This window comes from Mariniblastus fucicola, assembly GCF_008087665.1.
GTDB classification, from domain to species: Bacteria; Planctomycetota; Planctomycetia; order Pirellulales; family Pirellulaceae; genus Mariniblastus; species Mariniblastus fucicola.
In genome coordinates, this window is sequence record NZ_CP042912.1 from 73144 (window position 1) to 89248 (window position 16105).

Sequence of the window (16105 nt, forward strand, 5' to 3'; positions counted from 1 at the left end):
GTGATCCCACGCTTCACATCAAACCAGCTTCCGCGAACTATGAGCGATCCACAAATCAACCTCTGTCTGGTCCTTCACAACCATCAACCGGTGGGCAACTTCGACGGAGTATTCGAAGCCGCCTATCAGGACAGCTATTTGCCGTTCCTGGAAGTTTTCGAGCCGTTCACGGATCTCAAGATCTCGCTGCACACCAGTGGTCCGCTGATGCAGTGGATGCGCGAAAAACATCCGGACTATCTCAGTCGCATTGCTTCGCTGGTGGAAGCCGGTCGCATCGAAATCATCGGCGGGGCTTTCTACGAAGCCATCCTGACGATGATTCCGACTCGGGATCGCGTCGGCCAGATCGAAATGTTTTCAAAGTGGCTGGAAAAGCATGTGTGCCCGAAGGTCAACGGCATGTGGGTTCCCGAACGGGTTTGGGAATCGAATCTCGCTTCTTCGATTGCCGACGCAGGAATCCACTATACGGTGCTGGACGACTATCACTTTCGCCGTGCGGGCCTGACCAACGATCAGCTTTTTGGCGACTATGTTGTTGAAGACGAAGGCCGGGTGATTCGCGTCTTTCCGGGAAGCGAAAAATTGCGCTATCTGATTCCGTTTTCTTCGCCCGAAGAAGTCGTGAACTACTGCCGCGAAGTCGCCCAGAAACAACCAGGTGGAGTTCTGGTTTTCGGCGACGACGGTGAGAAATTTGGAACCTGGCCGAACACGAAGAAACACGTCTACGACGACGGCTGGTTGAAAGCGTTCTTCCAGGCGTTGACGGACAATCGCGATTGGATCAACACAACGACGCTGGCAGATGCAATCGAGAGAACCCAACCACTGGGGAAAATCTATCTTCCCGACAGCAGCTATCGCGAGATGACAGAGTGGGCTCTGCCGGTGCAGCGTCAAGTCGAGCAGGACGAGTTGGTACATCAACTCGAAGGCGATCCGCGTTGGAAACAGATTCAAAGCTTCATGAGCGGCGGGATGTGGCGGAACTTCAAGGTGAAGTATCCGGAAACGAATTTCATGTACTCGCGGATGATGTATGTCAGCGAACTTTTGCAGCAAGCCATCGATTCCGGAGCCAGCGATTCGGTGATCGATTCGGCGCGAGACCATCTGTATCAGGGCCAGTGCAACTGCAGCTATTGGCACGGCGCGTTCGGTGGCATCTATTTGCCTCATCTTCGCAATGCGGTGTATCAGCATTTGCTGTACGCCGAGAATATATTGCGAGGCGTTTTGACGCCTGACGCGACGTTCGTCGAAGCTGAATCGCGCGACTTCAACTTTGATGGCCGCTCGGAAGTTCGACTTGCCAACGAGCAGATTTCCGCGTGGATTTCGCCGCATGCCGGAGGACACGTTTACGAATTGGACTTGATGCAAATCGGCCATAATCTTGGCGCGACGCTGGCTCGCCGCAAAGAGTTTTACCACGCCAAAGTCATGCAGGGTGAAAACAAAGCCGAAGGCGAAGCGGCCAGCATTCACGATCTGGTTGTGTTCAAACAGGAAGGCCTCGACAAGCGTCTGCAGTACGATAGCCGGTTGCGAAGCAGCCTGATCGATCACTTCTGGGACGAAGACGTGACACTCGATGCGTTGATGGAAAACAGGGCACTTGAACGGGGTGATTTCGCCGACGGAGACTTCGGTGCCAAAATCCGGCGCAGCCCTGATCGTATCCAGGTGATGATGGCTCGTGAAGGAAACGCCTGGGGTGTGCCGCTAAAAATTACCAAGGGTCTGACGCTGGCCAAAGACAGTAACGAAATCGAGATCGCCTATCTGATCGAAGGCCTGCCAACCGATCGCTCGTTCCGGTTTGCGGTCGAGTTCAATCTGGCGGGCATGCCGGACGGCCAGGACGATCGGTTCTTCAGCGACGCTGCTGGCAATCATCTCGGGCAACTGGGTGAGAAAATAGAACTGCCTTCGGCGAAAGAAATCTCATTGACCGATCAGTGGTTGGGTTTGCAGGCGACGCTGTCGGTTGACTCCGATGCGAAACTGTGGGCCTACCCGGTTCAGGCGGTCAGCCAATCGGAATCTGGTTTTGAACTGGTTCATCAGTGCGTCTGCGTTCAGCCCAGCTGGATCGTCCGCGGCGACGTGACAGGCCGTTGGTCATCGCGATTGAAACTGAGACTGCAAACCGAAGCATCGCGTCACTTCCAGGGCAACGAAGAAGCCCTCGCGGCTCAATAGGCAAATTTGTGGCCTGGCTTTTTCTCACCCTGTTCGTCATTTCGTCTTCCATCTTCGGACTGTGCATCAAATGGGTGCACGTCCGCGGCAAGGAGGACATCGTCTCTGTCGGCGCGATCAACTACATCGCCGCTGCGTTGATCATGGGGGCGTGGTGTCTGCTCGACGGAAACCAGACAGGCGACGTTCCGGCACTGCTGGTCGGCGGATCGATGGGCGTCGTTACTTCACGGCTTTCTTTTTTGTGATCTGGTGCGTTCGCGTCGTCGGCATTTCTGCCACTTCGGTGGTCAGCGTTCTGTCGATGCTGATCCCGATCGTCTTCGCCGCGATGGTTTGGGGCGACAAGCCTCAGCTCATCCAGTCGGCTGGGATTGCTCTGGCTTTCATTAGCCTGATTCTGATCGGGGTCAAACCGCAACGGCAGGCAACCGCGATCGCCGATTCGGCAGCCGAGTCAGCATGGAAGGGACCGCTGATTCTCGGAGGTTTCTTTCTTCTCTGCGGTTTGGCACGCGTGGCCCAGGAAGCTTTCAAACACCTCAGCCCGGTAACGCAAAAGCCAACCTACCTGCTGGCGGCTTTCCTCGTCGCTGCGATTCCGTCGATGATCGTTCTGTTGTGGCGGCGGCAAAAACTGTTGCCGATGGAGCTGATGATTGGTGCCGCAATGGGAATCGCCAACGGATGCCAGACCCTGTTCACGCTCAAGACGCTGGACTACATGGAGGGCTTCATTTTCTTCCCCGTTTCGAGCGCGGGAAGCATCATCTTCACAATGTTCGTCGCCGTTGTTTGGCTGGAAGAAAGACTTGGTCGCCGAGCGATTATCGGAATCGCGATCGCTGTCGCCGCATTGATTATGATGAACCTGAAACCAACGTAATTATCAGGTATGCATGGTCAATCCCTACCAGTCACCGAAACGATTGCCGACATCCGAAAGCGAACAAACGCAAAGCTGGTCGGTATACCACCGTCTGTTCGCATCAGTCCTGCTGACCGCTGCCGGCGCACTGCTGGTCATCGGTTTGTATCGCGTTCTGGGTTTCGAAAAGTCGCCTTCGGGTCACGAAGTCCGACTGTGGTTGCTGCTGGTGTTTTCCGCCGTGCTGACATTTTTTTGTCTCGGAACATCGCGGCGAAAGGTCGGCCGGCTTGCAAACTTCCGCAACACGTCCTCGGTGTTTCGGTATGCGATCGGCGTCGTCGGCGCGTTCAATCTCGCGGTCTGTTCTGCTCATTGGCTGGAGATGTTCATGGCGTGGTATAGCGGCGTAGAGTATGAAAACTTCGTGCTGTTCCGCTATCCGTTTGGTCCCTACGCGTGGATCTACTGGGTGAACGTAGTCGCGTTGTGCCTCCTTCCACAGACAGTTTGTCTGCACGGGATTGCCAGACGCAAGTGGCTGGTGCTAACGATGCTGATTGGTGTCTTTCTTTTCACGGCGGTGAACTTGCGGGGAATTAACTTGATGGTTCACAGAAACCAGATACCTTCTTCATGGTCACAATTCTTTTGGGGTTAGCCGGACAGGCGAAACGGGTCACGTGAAAATCATCAAAGCGCTTCGAGAGAAAGGAATCCGAACCTGTGTGGCAATCGCCTTCGACCGACTCGTCCCTTCGTGGCTGATGCGAATGCGACGCTTCAATGTCTATGAGATGGATCCGGAATCGGTTTCGTCACCTGTAGAAGCCGCAGACATCGTCGTACGGTGGAGCACTTCCGAAGCTGAAACTCAGGCAGTCGAGAAGTTCATGGGTCCGCAACGCAGCGTCGTGGACGTGGGAGCCGAGCACATGAAAGTCTGCTTTGCCGAAGTCGATGGCGAACTGGCGGGTGCGATTTGGATGACGTCCAACATCTTCATGGAAAGCGGGCTGACGGTCCGCTATGAGTTGAGCGATCAGCAAGTCTGGCTGTTCGGCGCCTACGTGGAGAAACGTTTCCGACGGCACGGCGTGTACTCACGCATCCTCGAATTCATCCTTCCTGATCTCGAAGCGGCAGGCAAGAGTCAGATTTTGCTCTCGGTCAATCCCGACAACATTGCGTCCAGGAAAGTCCACGAGCGTCATGCCCGGCGGACGGTTGGAACGGCTTACGCATTCCGTTTTCTTGGCATCGCAATGTGCACCACGGTTGGCGACATTGCGATCAATCGACGGTTCACGTGGAACCACCGCTCCAATCCAATCGTGCTTCGTTTCGCGAAATGATCGAACTCGAAATGATCGAACTCGAAATGATCAAACGAGGATGTCGCGAATCACGTTGGCTTCCTTGACACCGGTAAGCTTCTGATCGAGTCCCTGGAAGGGAACGGAAAATTTGTGGTGGTCGATGCCCAACAAATGCAGCAGCGTTGCGTGGAAGTCACGTAGATGCACCGGGTTCTCGACCGCGTTATAGCCGACCTCATCGGACGCACCGTAGGTCATGCCGGCTTTAACGCCACCGCCAGCCATCCACATCGTGTAGGCTGACGGGTTGTGGTCGCGGCCGTAAAACGCCATCTCTTTGCCGCCGCGATTTTCACGCATGGGAGTCCGGCCAAACTCGCCGCTCCAGACGACAAGCGTGTCGTCCAACATGCCGCGCTGCTTCAAGTCAGCGATCAATGCCGACATCGGACGGTCGACGGATTTGCACTTGGTGATGAAGCCGTGGTTGAGTGACTCGCCCTTGTTGGAACCGTGCGTGTCCCAGCCCCAATCGAAAAGTTGAACGAAACGGACGCCCTTTTCGACCAGACGCCGAGCCAGCAGACAGTTGTTGGCGAACGATTGCTTGCCAGGCTGAGCACCGTACATCTCCAGCGTTTCTTTGGACTCCTGTTTAATATCCATCGCGTCGGGAACTTCGTCCTGCATCCGGAACGCCAGTTCGTACTGCGCGACCCGGGTCAGCGTTTCGGGATCGCCGAACTTTTCATAGGACTCGCGATTCAGCTTTCCTAACGCGTCAAGCATTTCGCGGCGACGATCTTTGGTAACGCCTTTCGGGTTGGAAATGTTCAGCACCGGATCGCCCGTCGATCGACATTGCACTCCCTGGTAAACCGAAGGAAGAAATCCACCGCTCCACAACGCCTTGCCGACGCGAGGTTGGCGTCCGCCCGAAAGCAGCACGACGAATCCTGGCAGATTCTCGTTTTCCGCACCCAGTCCGTACGTCACCCACGATCCGATCGAAGGATAACCCAGTCGCGGCTGTCCGGTATGGACCATCAGCTGAGCCGGTCCATGATTGAACTGGTCCGTCTGCATGGACTTGATGAAGCATACGTCGTCGACGTGTTTGGAAAAGTGCGGCAAGCGGTCGGAAACCCAGGCTCCCGATTTACCATACTGTTTGAACGGAAAGCGATGCCCCAACATCTGCGGCGTCCCCTGGATGAACGCAAAACGCTTTCCTTCAAGGAAACTTTGCGGGCAGTTCTTGCCATCAAGCTTTTTCAGATCCGGTTTGAAATCAAACAGCTCCAATTGGCTCGGCGCGCCAATCATGTGCAGGAAAATCACCCGCTTGGCTTTCGGAATCGCCTTCGAAGCATCCGCGTCGCGAAGAACCGTACCAGCTTTGGCTTTGGAAGACTGAGACGCCAACCAGATCGCGCCCAAGCCCGTCGAGCACTGTCCGAGGAAGTGCCGTCGTGTTGTATTCAGCAGAGTTTTGTACTTCAGTTCGTTTTCGAGTTCGCTCATTTCGTCAGTACCTCATCAAGGTTCAGGAAAACGCTGGCAAGGGCATTCCAGCCTTCGGCCTTGCTGTCATCATCGTATGCGGCCAACAAATTCACCGACGTTTCAATTTCTTCTGACTCCGGTTCGCGGCAAGTCGCCAACAGAAATCCTTTGCGAATCTGTTCGTTGATGTCGCCGTCGAATGACTGCATCCGTTTGGCAAATGCTTCAGCGCACTCAATCATCGTTTGGTCATTAAGCGTCATCAGAGCCTGAATCGGAGTGTTCGACGGAAGTCGACGCGGCGTACAAACTTCACGCGACGGAGCATCAAAGGCCGCGAACATCGGATACGGAATGCTGCGTTTGGTGTACGTGTAAATGGCGCGGCGATATCGATCTTCGGAATTGGTATCCGGCGTCGTCCATTTGTCCCAACTGGCGAATGGTTTCCAGACGCCATCGGGCAAAGGCGGACGCACCGGCGGACCAAATTTCTTGTCGCTGAGCAAGCCGGCGATTGCCAGGGCCTGATCGCGGACGACTTCGGAAGAAAGTCGATTACGTGGTCCTCGGGCCAACATTCGATTGGCCGAGTCCTGTTCTTGTAGCTCCGGACGGATCGCTGAACTCTGCCGATACGTGCTCGAAAGGACAAGTTGTCGAAGCAATTTCTTCTGGCTCCAACCGAACTCGTTTTGAAACTGCAACGCGAGAAAGTCCAGCAGACTTTGATTCGAAGGCATCTCGCCCGAGGAACCAAAGTCTTCTTCGGTGGCGACCAATCCATTGCCGAACAGGCGTGCCCAGAAACGATTCACCGCCACCCGTGCGGTGAGCGGATTGTCGGGGCCAACCATCCAGTTCGCCAAATCCAACCGCGACTTTTGCGAATCTTCCGGCAGCGAATTGAACGCAGCGGGTGTGTCTCCCGTAACCGTATCGCCCTTGGTCAGGTACAGCCCGCGAATGAAAACCTGTTGGCTGCGAGCCAGGCTGGCAGGACGCTCTTTGAGCACCGGCACGGAAGTCGACTTGATGGCCCCGCGTCGTTTCTTCGTCGCCGCCAACTCGCGGCGGTTCGTCTTAAGCGTTTCATCTGATGCAAGTTTGGCGAATTCGTCTGAATCCGTAACCGCGAGGTGACCACGCTTTGTCACCAACGGAAACGCACCCAGTGCTTCGCCACGGTGCTTGAGCACGATTTGCAGTTTCGCATTTTCAGGAATGTCCGTCGCCGACTCGAGCACTAGCGCCGCCGTTCGAGGTCGATAAATTCGCGTGTAAGCACCAAATCCGTTCTTGGATTTCTCGCTCAGGCTGTCGTTCGGATTGTGAAACGGATCGGCTTCGTCACCAATCAAACGCTCGATCTTAATCGCAACCGGATCCTTCTTGCCAGGAACAATCCAGTGAGCCATGACGTGGGAAAGAATGAATCCCCATTCGGAATCCTGCAGCGCGCTTTTCGGATTCAGCGGCATCGCCGTGAAGCGGATCGCCGTGATGTTCGACAGGCCTTGCGGCAGCGCGGCGGTCAACGTGATGTCGGTGCCCTTGCTGACCGTGTCGACAGTGTGGAACTCCGCGTGGTCAGCTTTCGATTCAACGGTGACTTGAGTCTGGTTGCTCGTTTTGGCTTGCAGGTCGACAACCGCTTTCCAGTCAGCTTTGCTTTCGACGACCGAAAACTGCGGCTCCCAGACCGACTGTTTGAGTTCAGCAATTTTCAGATCCAACTCGGAAGCTTTGTCGTAATCTTTCGTGTTGTTCGGAGCGTTGATCGTCGGCCAATCCTCACCCAAATCGGAGTCAGCCGTGTTGTTGAAGAAAGCCGCGAACTTGTAGTACTCCTCGTGGCGAATCGGATCGTAAGGATGGCTGTGACACTGAACGCAGCCAAAAGTCACGCCCTGCCAGGCTTGCCAGGTGGTGTTGGTGCGGTCCAAAACGGCCGCGATACGAAACTCTTCATCGTCGGTGCCGCCTTCCTCGTTGGTTTGCGTTAGCCGATGCGCGGCCGTCGCGATGTAGTCCTCAATTTGCGGATCAGGCAACAAGTCTCCAGCGATCTGCTTGACGGTAAATTCATCGAAAGGCAGATCGCGGTTGTAAGCGTCGATAACCCAGTCGCGATACTTCCAGATCGTCCTTGGTCCGTCCAGGCCCAGCCCTTTCGAGTCCGCGTAGCGAACCTGATCCAACCACACGCTCGCCCAACGCTCACCATAGGAATCCGATGCGAGCAATCGATCAGCGACGTCCGCGTAGGCTTGTTCTTTTTGTTCCGCATTCTCGCAAGCAGCCAAAGCTTCGAGGAACTGGTCGCGTTCCTCCAGCGTCGGCGGCAGACCCGTCAGGTCCAGCGTCGCCCGACGCAGCCAACGTACCGGCTCGGCTTCTGCTGCAGGCTTGATGTCGTTGGCTTCCAGCTTGGCCAGAACGAAATGATCAATCGGTTGGCGAGCCCAAGCTTTGTCTTTTGTTTCCGGCAACGTTTGAGGCAACGGCTTTTCGAACGCCCAATGGTTGCTCCACTTGGCACCCTGCTTGATCCACTGTCTGACCAATTCAACTTCGTCTTCGCTCAGCCCGGCACCGTGATCCGGCGGAGGCATCTTTTCATCCGCGTCGTCGGTAAGAATCCGTTCCATCAGTAGCGAATCATCCGGTTCGCCCGGTTCGACGATCCAGCCCTCCGGTGCAACGACCTGGTCGCGGTAAACGAAAGAAATATCAGCGGCCTGTTTGACGCCGCCATGACAGGCCGTGCAATGTCTGTTCAGAATCGGCTGGATGTGGACGTTGAACTGGATCTTGTCCGCATGGTTCGGTTCCTCAGCCGCAAGTTTGTCCGATTGCAATGTCTGAAAAAGAAGTGCGAAGCAAAGAAGCAACGTCAATTTCGAAACACCGATCGCGATCGATGGCTTTCGTTTTTGCGTGAACATCATGTGGATCAATTCAGTTCGTAGGGTGATGGTTTATTCTTGCAGGTGAGACTCCTTTCCCAGCCCAATCAATTTTTGGTCACATGGTAAGCAAACTCAAATCCGTTTTTGGTCCAGAACTCTTTTTTCGGGCAGCTTCCAAGTGGGCTTTGATCTCGTCATCTGACATTGCCCGTTCGTAGATCGCCACTTCGTCGATTTGACCGATGAAGGATCGCTCAATTCGGTGTGGGTAAAGTTGTCCAATCACAACAACGAGATTTTCTGCCAATGGCAACTTCTCCTCGATACTGGACACAAATTTGCCGTCGATGAAAAGCTCAAGTTCCTTACCTCTTTTCCTCGCAACAATGTGTTGCCATACCCGAACCTTGTACTCGTCACCGCCATAGCAGGACGTTCCGCCCGACGGCGCAGGTGGTGCACGATGAAGAAAACGAAACCGGTTTGGGCGTGTGTGATAGTCAAACTCGTGATAGGGGGCTCCAATTTCAAGCATCAAACCATGAATTCTGCTGTTGGGAGCGCATAAGCCAATCATCGCGCCGTTGTGGTAATGCGAAGGCTTTGCCCACAGTTCAATCGTGTATTCTTCGAGAGGTTTTTCTGGCCAATAATCGGTGGTGACGAAACCACTGCCTTGAGCCGAAAGGCCAAATTCCGCAGTCACATTCTCACCGAACTGCTTGCGGTGCACCTTGCCTTTCATGTAAGCGTTGAACCTGTCCGACATTTCGTTATGCACGATGTCGCTGCCTTCAAAGCGCCAGTAAATTCTCGGCTCTGACTTCATGACGGCATCGCGATAATTTTCATCCAGACCAAGCCGGTCAAAAGACATGCTTCGTTTGGATGCAAAACTACTTTCGTCCGCGACCTTTCTCGAAACCGTAATCTCACCATCCGGTTTCAATACAAATCCAGCAGACTCACCCTTGGGGATCTCGATTGGTCCAACCGATTCATCGATCGCATAATAGCTTTCGATTTTCGCGACACCGCCGAAAGAGTGCACGAGGCCTTCCGAAAATCTTGCATCAACGCCAATTGAGGCGTTGCCGGAAAACAGAACCGCACCGTTGGGGATGTCGATGCGAAATTCGCCCACGCTATGGTTGGCCTTCGCCGTCAGCATGCCATTTCGCAATCCCAGCTGTCCGTCGGAACGTACGTAAAAATTTGCCGGACCTTCGATAAGAATCGTCGCTGATTCGCCGTAAAGATTTCGAACGCTAAACTCAGCGATCCCCTCAAGCAGTTGAATCGGCTCTCCGAAACTGAGCGATTTGCCGACCGACGCTGAGGATTCCGAATCCCACACGCAGGCTGTCGTGGCTACAAGCCGTGGCGTTTTTTTGGAGTCCACGGCAACTTGATTTGCGTCGCTAGAGCCCAGGAATACTGAAGTAACGCTCCAACACAGATTCGCAAGCAGCAACACGGCAACGGCGCAGGACAGCATTGTCGAAAGTCGCGGCATATTGCCCCACCGAGTCAAAGATCCACCCGATCCACAGTTTTTCCTGTCGCTGGCTTCCTTGCGATCCAAGCCAGCAAAGTCCAGTCCGTAAACCGGAGACTGAGCTCCGCTGCGTTCGGTCAGCAAAGTATCCATTTCCAGATACTGCAAATATCGTCGACGACAATCCTCGGAACCGTCCAACATATCAGCAAGTTCGCCGGATTCCTCAACTGAAAGATCGCCGTCAACGACGCGACTTACAAGCTGGGACAATCGTTTTAGTTGTTTGTCATTTTCCATAATCAGTCACTAATCTCAGCTGCCAGTCGTCGGTTGACACATTCCAATAGCCTCTCGCGAATTCGGTGCAACAGGATGCTAATCGCATTCGTGGTTCGCCCGAGATCGGCGGCGATCGCTTTGACGGAATTGGAGTCCATATAGCGTCGCGTAACCAAATTCTGTTGCTCTGTGGGGAGCAGGCTCACACAAACTTCCAGTGCTGATTTTCTGTCAACACATTGTAGCTCGTCCTTGAGTGAGGCCTCTGTGTGGTTCAGCTTTCGCATGAGTTCATCCGAAAAAACAAGCCTCTCTCGTGCTTGCATCTGCCGGAAGGAAAGCAGTTCAAAGTGGGCCACCGTAAATGCCCAAGCCATGAAGTTCGAACCCTCGGTGAAGTCACCGGCTTTCTTGCAAATCGCCAAATTGACGTTTTGCAGCACCTCTTGAGCCTGATCAGCACGCGCCAGCCTCCGCAGAAGATAGGAATAGAGCCGCGGTTGAGCTTCTGTCAGACCAAGCACGACCTCAACGGTCAGCCCATATTCGTTTTTTTCTGACATTCCTACACAACACGCTGGACCAGCCGGTCGTCTACAAAAAGCTTAAACGGTTGCGGACGGCCAGTTGCAAACGTCGATCCCTCCCGCACGATCCAGTAACGAAAAACGGATCGCAGGAATTCGGCTTCGAAGCATTGGTCTCAATGGTGGCAGGCACCGCTACGTCTTATTACATCCTCGGCGGTCGCTATCTTTCTTGCCATTCTGAATTTCTCTTCAAATTTCTGGAAAGATAGCTCAGGTGATTGTTGTTCCCTCAGTATGCGATTCTTGTTTGCCTTAGGGGGTCTCTGTGGCATCCCTGGGGACGCTGTGCTTGTTTTCTAATTTCCATTTCTCTATTTTTTCATTTCAGAAGCTGAGCCCATGAGACGAAATCATCCTAAAATCCGAGGTTTTACCCTCGTCGAGCTCCTCGTTGTTATTGCAATTATCGGAATTCTGATCGGAATGCTGCTTCCTGCGGTCCAGCAGGTACGTGAAGCGGCTCGCAGAACCGAATGCGCCAACAAGCTGAGGCAAATCACGCTCGCTTGTCACAACTACGAGTCAGCCCATATGGGCTTTCCAGCTGGAGCCAGCTATTCCCCGTCGCCCCGATCTGAAGGCGGTGGCGGCTACAGCTTTGGCCCCAGTTTTTACGGGAAAATCCTCGCTTTCATCGAGCAGAATTCTCTCTACAGCCAGATGACGTGGCGAGGACGATCGCCCGGCTACATCCACGAAGGCGGCGGAGACGTCAACAACGCTGGATTCGCCAACCGGGACATCGTGCTTGATGCTGGCGTCCTCCCAATGATTCGTTGCCCAAGTTCTTCGGGGCCAGATGCTGCACAGCGAAACGCGGACTTCACGTACTCGCCGTTCGCACACTACGCCGGAGTTTCAGGTTGCGTCGATCCGACGACTTTCACCGAATCACGCCTGTTTGACGATGGCTATCTTGGCATCATCTCCGGTAGCGGCATGATGGTCGCCAATACGGAAGTCGGATTTGGCATGTGTAGTGACGGTTCAAGCAACACAATGCTGTTGGGCGAAATGTCGGGCAAGCTCGAACGTTTGATCACGGGAACGTATTCTCACGTGACCGCTTCGGGTACAACGCACGGTTGGCTGATGGGTACGCGAGTCGACGGCACGCCTCCAAGCCTCGATCCTTCTGATACGACTGGCGACGATCGTGTCTTCAACACGGTTTCGATTCGTTACAACATCAATCAGGAGCCGTTTGCGAATGAACTGTTCCCGGGGATGGGAAGTAACGTCGGTGCCAACAATCCGCTCAACTCGGATCACGCTGGAGGAGTAAACGTTTCTCTCGCCGATGGCTCTGTTCATTTCCTTGGCGAAGATACCCAGTTGGAGTCATTGAAAAAGCTCGCGACGCGGGATGATGGACAGGTTCTTGAATCGATATTTTAGCGGACGGTCAAATCTGTCTTGAAAGGACGAATTTATGTACAGAGCGCAGATTGGTTTTACGCTTGCGATCCTCGGCACCTTGCTGGTTATGGCAGGCTGCGGCGGGAAAGACTTCGGGCCAACGGGATCGATCAGTGGCACGTTGTCGATGGACGAACAACCGCTTCCTGAAGGTACCAAGTTGATTTTCATGCATCCTTCCGAAGGGCATGCCGGTTTCGGTTTCACCGACGCTTCCGGGCAGTTCTCGATTGAATGGAGAAGAGGCGGCAAGAATCGAGACAGCATGCCGGTTGGAGTCTATGAGGTGATGATTGTCGAATCGTCAGCGGTTGACGTCGAACAGATGTCAGCGGACGAGATGCTTGAAGGCAATCTTCCAGAGCCGACGCGGACGACCCGTATCCCGGCGAAGTACCTCCGGGCTTCCACCAGCGGCCTCAGCTACGAGGTCAAGGAAGGTGAGAACAATTTTGATATCAAGATCTCCAGATCCTGAGTGGATGATCCCGATTTTAGAATGAGCCAGTGCGTGATCGAGGTCGCGCACTGGCTTTTTTCTTGTTTAGCCCAAGCTTGATAAGCCCAATCTCTCGGGCAAAGCACATCCCGGTCGGAATTGGCTAACTTTGCGAAAGCGATTCCAAACGCTAGACTGACAGCGTGACCGTACACAGGGATGAAACGTGCAGGCGCTATATGGGAACCGCAGATTCACTGAAGCAGAAGAAGAGCCAATGGCTTCCTGCAGCTGCTGATGTTCGCGGCAACCTGGTGCGAATGATTGCGATTCTGGGCTTCTACGCAGTTCATTTGCTGAACTATTTCTTGCCCGCTCTCGGCGAATCTGCGGTTCGCACCGCTGTCGGACTCAAAGGCCCATCGGTCTCCGGCGTCGTCCACCTCGCGGTCTCGATTCTCGTTTTCGCCTGGTTGTTGCAGGCCATGGGCGTTCATCTGGCTTCGATGACGCGGCCACTAACTCGAAAGTTGGCCCTCGCGGTGATTGTCGGCGATGTTGTCTGGCTGACGGCGGCGCTTTGTTTCTCCACCGGAGCTGCCGGACCGATGGTGGCGGGCTACTTTTTAATCCTTGGACTTTCGGCACTGCGGCTTGATCTGCGGCTGATTCGTTGGGCGACAGTGGCTACATGTTTTGGATACCTGTTCGTGCTCGGAGCAACTCGCTGGCCGGTCGGTTTGCTGAAAGAAATTCAGGTCGAAGCCGTTCCCCGATATCACCAAATCATGACGATCGTCGCGCTGATCCTGATGGGAGTCGTGCTTGGACAAGTTGTCCGTTTGGCTTGGGGCATAGTGGCCTCGCATCGCCGCGTCGAGCTTGGCGGGCAATCGGAGGTCCCACATGAGTAACCCCATCGACCCGGTGGCAGATGTCGTTGTCGCCACGATGCTTTGTCCCGTGTGCGAGGCTGATCTGTCGCCCGACGCAGCGGTCTGTTTTCAGTGCGGATGCGTTTCGGTCGATCCGAACGTGAACCCATTCGCGTTGCCTGCCGAACGGCCCGCGAAGGCTCCGAAAGGTATTGAAAACGAAACGAAGTTTACTTCCTCACTCATCAGCATGCTGCTGACTGGAGGACTGGTCGGCGTTTTGGTTGCCGTCGGTCTGGCGTCGCCGGGACTCGCGATTTTGCTGGCCTTGATGGCGATTCCGCCATGGATCCGAACAACTCTGGTCGTTTTTAAGCGATCCAAAACAGGATTGGCGACGGACAACTTCGCCAGAGCAACGCTCTTTTTCGGTTCCGCAATGGTGAGCTGGCTAGTGCTGGCGGTGTCGCTAGTCAGCTGCTTCTTGACATTCTGTGCAGTTTGCTGGGTGACGCTGATCAATGGTCCGGAACGAATGAATGATTCATCCACCCAATACCTGCTGTACGGAACTCTGGGCGTTACATTCCTGGTGATCCTGGGAATCTTCAGTCCGTGGATTCTGTACCGTTGGAAACGTGACACAACTCGGGAACGATAATGGCCGGCCAACTTAATGCACATCTCTATCTCGGCACGACGCAGAGTCTTTGTCCCGATTGCCTCAACGTCGTTCCGGCAAAGATCGTCAATCGAGATGGCCAAATCTGGTTCGACAAATTTTGTCCGGACCATGGTTCTCGCAGCGACTTCGTCTGCAGTGATGCGAAGTGGTGGGATCGCATGGAGTTCAACGTTCCGGGACGCCGACCGGTGAAGTTCGGCGTCGAACCCAATCGCGGTTGTCCTTACGACTGCGGGCTCTGCACTCAACACGAACAACACACATGCATCGCGGTTTTGGAGCTAACCGATTCCTGCAATTTGAAATGTCCGATGTGCTACGCCGCCAGCGGTCCCGGCAGAAAGCATCTGACGTTCGACCAATGTGTTGCCGCGATCGATCGCCTGGTCGAAGTCGAAGGCCGACCGGAAATCCTGCAGCTCTCCGGTGGTGAACCGACCATCCATCCGCAGTTCGCCGAAGTATTGCAATACGCCTGCGATCAGCCTATCGATTTGGTGATGGTCAACACGAACGGTATTCGAATCGCGAGTGATGAAAGACTGGTCGAAGTTCTTGCTCAGCAAAAAAACCGTTGCCAGATCTATTTGCAGATGGACGGGCTCAACGATCGCAGCAACGAATATCTCCGCGGCGAATCTTTGCTCGATCGCAAAATGAAAGCCACCGAAGTCCTGGGTGCCGCTGGCTTGAACGTGACGCTGGTCGCGACGATGCAGCCCGATTTGAACATGGATCAGATCGGTCCGCTGATCGAATTCGCAATTCAGCGTCCCTGGATCACAGGAGTCAGCTTTCAGCCGGCAACTTACGTCGGTCGCAGTGCGCTGCCGGAGGACCTCTCGCGTCGCATCACGTTTCCGGACATCATCCGCGAAGTCGAATTGCAAACGCAGAGCCGATTCCGTGAAAGCGACTTCTTTCCGATCCCTTGTGCTCATCCCAACGCCCACACGTTGTGTTATGCCTTTCGCAGCGGCACCGAAGTTGTTCCTGTGACTCGGTTCGTCGACATCGAGAAACATTTTGATCTGCTGGCCAATGGAATCAGTTTGAATCGCGAAAACACGCGGCAAATCGTCGAGCAATTGATGCTCCGCGAGTCCTGCGGTCCGGGTTGCGACTGCAGCGGCGGCGCGGAAATCGAAGGCGGGCTGGTTTCGCTGATGCAAAGCAGCACAGCGCCGAAAACCAACGGCAGCGACATCGATTGGGCATCTCTTGCAAGCGATTTTTTCAGCCGTGCGATGAGTGCCGATCTTGGCAACGCCGACATGTTCCGGATCACAACGACCAGCTTCATGGACGTCTACAACTTCGACATCCGTCAGCTGATGAAATCCTGCGTGCACCATCTACTGCCTTCGGGTCACCTGGTTCCGTTTTGTGCCTGGAACGTGCTCTATCGAGACGGCCACATTCCGTTGCCGGATCTGGAGAAAGCCAAACTCGCCGACACGGTTAATCTGTCGTAAGCCAGCAGCGACCGTCACAATAAAAT

14 protein-coding genes are annotated in these 16105 nt (G+C 54.4%); 10 read left to right on the forward strand and 4 right to left on the reverse strand.

The window, feature by feature from the left end; all coding sequences use genetic code 11:
* Nucleotides 1-39: 39 nt before the first annotated feature.
* The 5 genes from MFFC18_RS00280 to MFFC18_RS00295 are packed head-to-tail and all read left to right on the forward strand — an operon-like array spanning nucleotide 40 to nucleotide 4434.
* Nucleotides 40-2211 (forward strand): alpha-amylase/4-alpha-glucanotransferase domain-containing protein, encoded by a 2172-nt coding sequence (locus MFFC18_RS00280; protein ID WP_075085721.1) that lies wholly within the window; start codon nucleotides 40-42, stop codon nucleotides 2209-2211.
* An 8-nt stretch (nucleotides 2212-2219) separates the two neighbouring features.
* Nucleotides 2220-2459, forward strand: a complete 240-nt coding sequence (locus tag MFFC18_RS24700; RefSeq protein WP_075085720.1) for a hypothetical protein — start codon at nucleotides 2220-2222, stop codon at nucleotides 2457-2459.
* Complete coding sequence (locus tag MFFC18_RS00285) at nucleotides 2456-3097, forward strand: EamA family transporter (RefSeq protein WP_075085719.1); 642 nt, start codon at nucleotides 2456-2458, stop codon at nucleotides 3095-3097. The genes MFFC18_RS24700 and MFFC18_RS00285 overlap by 4 nt, the downstream gene beginning before the upstream one ends.
* Nucleotides 3098-3110: 13 nt before the next feature.
* Nucleotides 3111-3740 carry a hypothetical protein gene (locus MFFC18_RS00290; RefSeq protein WP_075085718.1) on the forward strand — a complete coding sequence of 210 codons (630 nt, stop codon included), beginning with the start codon at nucleotides 3111-3113 and terminating at the stop codon, nucleotides 3738-3740.
* Nucleotides 3741-3762: 22 nt separating this feature from the next.
* Nucleotides 3763-4434, forward strand: coding sequence for a GNAT family N-acetyltransferase (locus tag MFFC18_RS00295; protein WP_075085717.1), 672 nt, complete (start codon nucleotides 3763-3765; stop codon nucleotides 4432-4434).
* A gap of 30 nt (nucleotides 4435-4464) precedes the next feature.
* Here the strand turns inward: MFFC18_RS00295 and MFFC18_RS00300 are convergent, their stop codons facing one another.
* From MFFC18_RS00300 to MFFC18_RS00315, 4 genes are all read right to left on the reverse strand, one after another.
* Entirely contained in the window at nucleotides 4465-5922 is a 1458-nt protein-coding gene (locus MFFC18_RS00300) for a DUF1501 domain-containing protein (protein WP_075085716.1), read from the reverse strand.
* Nucleotides 5919-8855, reverse strand: a complete 2937-nt coding sequence (locus MFFC18_RS00305) for a PSD1 and planctomycete cytochrome C domain-containing protein (protein WP_075085715.1) — start codon at nucleotides 8853-8855, stop codon at nucleotides 5919-5921. The genes MFFC18_RS00300 and MFFC18_RS00305 overlap by 4 nt, the downstream gene beginning before the upstream one ends.
* 76 nt (nucleotides 8856-8931) lie before the next feature.
* Nucleotides 8932-10614: a LamG domain-containing protein gene (locus MFFC18_RS00310; RefSeq protein WP_075085714.1), complete on the reverse strand. Its 1683-nt coding sequence runs from the start codon at nucleotides 10612-10614 to the stop codon at nucleotides 8932-8934.
* A gap of 2 nt (nucleotides 10615-10616) precedes the next feature.
* Nucleotides 10617-11159 carry a sigma-70 family RNA polymerase sigma factor gene (locus MFFC18_RS00315; RefSeq protein ID WP_075085713.1) on the reverse strand — a complete coding sequence of 181 codons (543 nt, stop codon included), beginning with the start codon at nucleotides 11157-11159 and terminating at the stop codon, nucleotides 10617-10619.
* A gap of 366 nt (nucleotides 11160-11525) precedes the next feature.
* Here MFFC18_RS00315 and MFFC18_RS00320 point away from each other — a divergent pair, with 366 nt between their 5' ends.
* The 5 genes from MFFC18_RS00320 (at nucleotide 11526) to MFFC18_RS00340 (ending at nucleotide 16079) form a co-directional block, all read left to right on the forward strand.
* On the forward strand, nucleotides 11526-12584 hold the full coding sequence (locus tag MFFC18_RS00320; RefSeq protein ID WP_075085712.1) for a DUF1559 domain-containing protein: 1059 nt from the start codon (nucleotides 11526-11528) through the stop codon (nucleotides 12582-12584).
* A gap of 34 nt (nucleotides 12585-12618) precedes the next feature.
* Nucleotides 12619-13083: a hypothetical protein gene (locus tag MFFC18_RS00325; protein WP_075085711.1), complete on the forward strand. Its 465-nt coding sequence runs from the start codon at nucleotides 12619-12621 to the stop codon at nucleotides 13081-13083.
* 200 nt (nucleotides 13084-13283) lie between these two features.
* Nucleotides 13284-13958, forward strand: a complete 675-nt coding sequence (locus tag MFFC18_RS00330; RefSeq protein WP_075085710.1) for a hypothetical protein — start codon at nucleotides 13284-13286, stop codon at nucleotides 13956-13958.
* Complete coding sequence (locus MFFC18_RS00335; RefSeq protein ID WP_075085709.1) at nucleotides 13951-14580, forward strand: hypothetical protein; 630 nt, start codon at nucleotides 13951-13953, stop codon at nucleotides 14578-14580. Before MFFC18_RS00330 ends, MFFC18_RS00335 begins: the two co-directional genes overlap by 8 nt.
* Nucleotides 14580-16079, forward strand: a complete 1500-nt coding sequence (locus MFFC18_RS00340) for a radical SAM protein (protein WP_075085708.1) — start codon at nucleotides 14580-14582, stop codon at nucleotides 16077-16079. Before MFFC18_RS00335 ends, MFFC18_RS00340 begins: the two co-directional genes overlap by 1 nt.
* The last annotated feature ends 26 nt before the right edge of the window (nucleotides 16080-16105 follow it).

Excerpts from the sequence above, each read along its gene's own strand:
- MFFC18_RS00290 (WP_075085718.1), top strand. The coding sequence starts at position 3,111 with ATGGTCAATCCCTACCAGTCACCGAAACGATTGCCGACATCCGAAAGC.
- MFFC18_RS00330 (WP_075085710.1), top strand. The coding sequence starts at position 13,284 with ATGGGAACCGCAGATTCACTGAAGCAGAAGAAGAGCCAATGGCTTCCT.
- MFFC18_RS00310 (WP_075085714.1), bottom strand. The coding sequence starts at position 10,614 with ATGGAAAATGACAAACAACTAAAACGATTGTCCCAGCTTGTAAGTCGC.
- MFFC18_RS00315 (WP_075085713.1), bottom strand. The coding sequence starts at position 11,159 with ATGTCAGAAAAAAACGAATATGGGCTGACCGTTGAGGTCGTGCTTGGT.
- MFFC18_RS00320 (WP_075085712.1), top strand. The coding sequence starts at position 11,526 with ATGAGACGAAATCATCCTAAAATCCGAGGTTTTACCCTCGTCGAGCTC.
- MFFC18_RS00325 (WP_075085711.1), top strand. The coding sequence starts at position 12,619 with ATGTACAGAGCGCAGATTGGTTTTACGCTTGCGATCCTCGGCACCTTG.
- MFFC18_RS00335 (WP_075085709.1), top strand. The coding sequence starts at position 13,951 with ATGAGTAACCCCATCGACCCGGTGGCAGATGTCGTTGTCGCCACGATG.
- MFFC18_RS00300 (WP_075085716.1), bottom strand. The coding sequence starts at position 5,922 with ATGAGCGAACTCGAAAACGAACTGAAGTACAAAACTCTGCTGAATACA.
- MFFC18_RS00305 (WP_075085715.1), bottom strand. The coding sequence starts at position 8,855 with ATGATGTTCACGCAAAAACGAAAGCCATCGATCGCGATCGGTGTTTCG.
- MFFC18_RS00340 (WP_075085708.1), top strand. The coding sequence starts at position 14,580 with ATGGCCGGCCAACTTAATGCACATCTCTATCTCGGCACGACGCAGAGT.
- MFFC18_RS00280 (WP_075085721.1), top strand. The coding sequence starts at position 40 with ATGAGCGATCCACAAATCAACCTCTGTCTGGTCCTTCACAACCATCAA.